We start from the raw sequence: 3672 nt of genomic DNA on the forward strand, positions 1-3672 counted from the left end.
GGGTTTCCGCCCGCACCCCGCAGGCGTCCAGCGTCCCCCGGCCTCGCCGGACCGGGTGACGACGGGGACGGAACGCAGGAGCGGCATCGGGGTTCGGCCACGGTGCCGAACGGCGGCCGCATCCCGGCCCGGGCTTTCGCCGGGCCGCCGTGTCCGCCCGGCGCTGCAGCCACCGGCCCATGACGGCGTCCGGCGCGTCACCGTGGAGTCGGGCGGACGCCCCGCGCGTCCTCGCGGATCGGGAACCCGCGAGAACGCCGCCACCGGGCTTTCCCGCCCGTCACAGCCCCGACAGAACGGGTCGTGTCCTCCGGTCCGACCGGCCCCGGACAGCGTTGATCGGCAAGGATGCGGGCGCGGGCACGGTACTCCCCGAGGTGATCCGAAGGCGTGGACGACCTCGGGGTCACCGGAGCCGTGCCCGTCCCGCTCACATCCACTCCGACCTCAACGCGGAGCCCTCGGTCGCACACCCTCCGACTCCGCCGGGCCCGTGCCCCGTCCCCGCCGTGACCCCCACACGCCGGCCCGCCCCCGGGGCGACGACACATGTTCCCGGTCATGCGCCCCCGGTGGGTTCGCCGGCGATGCGGGCGGCCTCACGCGCGGCGGTCTCGACACGGTCGTGGAACCCGGACCACCTCTCGGGAAGGTTGCTCACCGTCGGGTGGTAACCGGCGCCGCCGTCGATGAGTTCGCGGACGATGTCGGCGTGACCGGCGTGTCGGCAGGTCTCGGTGATCATGTGAACGAGCATCCACTGCAAGGTCACGTCTCGCATGCCCTCGGGAAAGTGCGGCACCGTGCCGGGGGAGTCGAGATCGAGTGCCGCGATGGTGGCATCGGCGTGCGCCCATGCCCGTTTGTACTCCGCGATGACCTCATCGCGGCTCTCCTGCGGGCGGGCGAGGAAGTCCTCCGATTGAGTTCGGTCGACCAGCCACTCCGCCCCCTCGGCGGGCCGGTCGAACACGGCGCCGAAGTAGCCGAACTCATTGCCCGTCATGTGTTTCACCAGTCCGAGCAGGTTGGTGCCGGTCGGAGTGAGCGGCCGGCGCGCGTCGTACTCGGAAAGGCCTTCGAGCTTCCACACCAACACGTCGCGCGTCTGTTGCAGGTACAGGTGCAGATAGGTCTTCGGATCCATATCCCGAGTCTGGGAAGTCGCGGTGCGGGGGTCTTGAACACCGGTGCCGTATCGGTCGACGATGCGTGCCACGTGATTGGATGGCCGGATGGACTCGCTGTGCGGCTCGGTTCGTCTGGACACCGAACGGCTCGGCGTCGACGCGTTCCGCGACGGCTGGGAGGCGCGGATCGGCGACGGTTTCGCATTGCCGAAATTCAGCCACGAGGCGACGGTGGGCACCGCCGTCACCGGGCTGGCGTCGCGCGTCGGGGATTCGGTCATCACCGACTTCGAGACCGCCACGCGCGTGCGGGTCGATTCCGCCGTTCCCGACAACGGCGAACTGCGGGTCTACGTGGTGCATCGTGGCGCCTACCTCCTCAGGGGTGAACGCGACACCACAACCGTCACCGCCGGTCGGTTCCTTCTGTGCCGTTCGACGGGGCTGACCGGTTACGAGGTTGCGGCGGGCACCGTGGCCCGGGTGATCGGGCTGCCCGCCGAGGCGGTCGGCGTGCTCGCCGGCGGCGCGCATGCGACCGGCCCCGTCACCGCCCCGGAGGTTCGCATGCTCCTGGCGCACACGGGCGCTGTGCAGTCGACGCTCGACGACCTCGGGGAGAGCGGTGTCCACGCGAGCCGCAACGCCCTGGTCGAACTGGTTCGCGGGGTCTCGCACGGGTACCTCGACGCCGCGGAGCCCGGCATGGCCGGTCCACTGGTCCGTTCGGCCCGCCGGTTCGCCGATCATCTGCTCGCCGACCCGGAGTTGAATCCCACGCTGTTGGCGCGACACCTCAATGTCTCGCTGCGCACGTTGCACCGGGCCTTCGCGTCGACCGGTGAGCCCGTCGCGGCGTACATTCGCCGCCGGCGCCTCGAGCAGGCGCGCCGCGAACTCCTCTCACCGTCCCGCCGCACGGTTGCCGAGATCGCGGCGCACTGGCAATTCGCCGACAGCAGCCACTTCATCCGAACGTTCCGCCGCCAGTACGGCCGGACCCCGTCCCAATACGTCCGCGAACACCGTCGCTGACGCCCACTTCGTCAGGGCCGCTGCGTAGTCGGATGAGTGTGCCCGACCCGGGGTTTCATGGCCGGGGGACCCCTGCGGAGGGGTGCGACCCATCGGTGATCACGAGGTTTGTCGAGGGCTTCGTGACCACCGACCGGTCCTATCGTCGGTCTTCCTCTTGGAGAAGGCGGCGCAGGATGCGGTCGAGCGCCGCCGCCTCGCCGGGCCCGAGTCGGTTCACGAGGTGCCGGCGTGCGGACTTCTCCAGGTCGGGCGCCGATGCCCGGACCACCGCCTCCGCCGGTGGAAGCAGCCTGACCTCCACGCCGCCGGCGACCTTCTGCCGGGCAACGTATCCGCGGGCCTCCATCCGGGTCAGCAGGTGCGACAGGCGGGTGCGGTCCCAGCCCAGGCGCGCGGCGATCGCGCTCTGGCGCAGGGTGCCGCCGGCCTCCTCGACCTTCACGATGACGGTCAACTCCGGCTCGGAGACTCCCGTCCGCGCTGTCATGTCACCGATGATCCGGGCGCGGACGTCGTCATGGACGCGTTTCCACAGCAGCCAGAGGGCAGTGGCCTCCCCGGGCTCCCATGTTGACATGTCAACACCCCTTCACTATGTTGATGCGTCAACACAGCCCCGCGTGACCGTGGAAGGCATCGCCGTGCTCAGTTCCGAGCGTGAATATCTCAGCTTCCGTATGACCGCAATTCTGCCCCTCCTGCTGTTCCTGCCGCCGCTGGTCTCCTTCGCCGTCGACCCGGGCGCCCTGTGGGCCGAATACCCGGGCATCCTGTTCCATCTCGCGATGCTCTTCCTGATCTCCCGCATGGACGCCCCGCTGTGGGCCAAGGCGGCGGGATTCGGCTGGATCACCCTGGACGTGCTGGCCGGTGCGCTCCTGATCAACGAGGTGCCGGCCGACCTGGCCGACCCGATCCGCCTGGCCGGCCACATCCTGGCCGGTCTCTGGATCGTGACCGCCTCCCTGGTGCATCCGGTGGCGGCCGTACGGATCGTGGGCACGATCGCCGGAACGTGGCTGGGTGGCTACACCTTCGTGGCGACCTCCCTGCCCGACGGGTCCCTGGGCCCGGCGGGCGTCCTGTTCACCGTGTGGCTGATCCTGCTGGCGGCCACGCACCGCCCCGCCGCCCCGAACCCGGTGCGGTCCGGCGCGACCGGCGCACCGACCACGTGACGCCGCCGAACCCCGACACGGCCTGGGCCGTCGCAAAGGATCGCGGTCTCCCGCCGGGGCCCGTCCCGAAGGGCGGGCGGGGGCGGGAGCAGCCGAGCAGCGGACCCGGGATGCCGCAACCGACGATGGCGGCCCGCCACCACGGCCGCGGGTGAGCGCGGATCGGCGCCGCGCTCCCTCCCGCACCCGAACCGGCCTCGTCCACCCGGTGGTCCGGTCCTCGCGGGCGGGACCGCTCACCCTCTCCGTCCCCACGGTGCCCGGCCACCGGCGTACCGGGCTTTCCGGCACCGGTCCCGTGTCGTTCCGCTCCGGAGGGGTGGGCG

Annotated in this window: 4 protein-coding genes; 2 read left to right on the top strand and 2 right to left on the bottom strand. The window is 71.2% G+C overall.

Annotated elements, in window-relative coordinates; genetic code table 11:
* Positions 1-559: 559 nt before the first annotated feature.
* Positions 560-1147, bottom strand: a complete 588-nt coding sequence (locus FOE67_RS19720) for a DinB family protein (RefSeq protein WP_182666159.1) — start codon at positions 1145-1147, stop codon at positions 560-562.
* Positions 1148-1235: 88 nt separating this feature from the next.
* Here FOE67_RS19720 and FOE67_RS29520 point away from each other — a divergent pair, with 88 nt between their 5' ends.
* Positions 1236-2165: a helix-turn-helix domain-containing protein gene (locus FOE67_RS29520; RefSeq protein ID WP_228474066.1), complete on the top strand. Its 930-nt coding sequence runs from the start codon at positions 1236-1238 to the stop codon at positions 2163-2165.
* Between the two features lie 139 nt (positions 2166-2304).
* Here FOE67_RS29520 and FOE67_RS19730 read toward each other — a convergent pair whose 3' ends face one another.
* Positions 2305-2745 carry a MarR family winged helix-turn-helix transcriptional regulator gene (locus tag FOE67_RS19730; protein WP_182666157.1) on the bottom strand — a complete coding sequence of 147 codons (441 nt, stop codon included), beginning with the start codon at positions 2743-2745 and terminating at the stop codon, positions 2305-2307.
* 43 nt (positions 2746-2788) lie between these two features.
* Between FOE67_RS19730 and FOE67_RS19735 the strand changes: the two genes are divergently transcribed.
* The gene (locus FOE67_RS19735) at positions 2789-3346 is read left to right on the top strand and encodes a hypothetical protein (RefSeq protein ID WP_228474067.1); all 558 of its coding nucleotides are present in this window, start codon (positions 2789-2791) and stop codon (positions 3344-3346) included.
* Positions 3347-3672: the final 326 nt, after the last annotated feature.

Source organism: Streptomyces calidiresistens (genome assembly GCF_014141525.1).
GTDB lineage: Bacteria > Actinomycetota > Actinomycetes > Streptomycetales > Streptomycetaceae > Streptomyces > Streptomyces calidiresistens.

Bases quoted from the DNA above. Each gene is read 5' to 3' on its own strand.
- FOE67_RS19720 (WP_182666159.1), bottom strand. From the start codon at position 1,147: ATGGATCCGAAGACCTATCTGCACCTGTACCTGCAACAGACGCGCGAC.
- FOE67_RS29520 (WP_228474066.1), top strand. From the start codon at position 1,236: ATGGACTCGCTGTGCGGCTCGGTTCGTCTGGACACCGAACGGCTCGGC.
- FOE67_RS19730 (WP_182666157.1), bottom strand. From the start codon at position 2,745: ATGTCAACATGGGAGCCCGGGGAGGCCACTGCCCTCTGGCTGCTGTGG.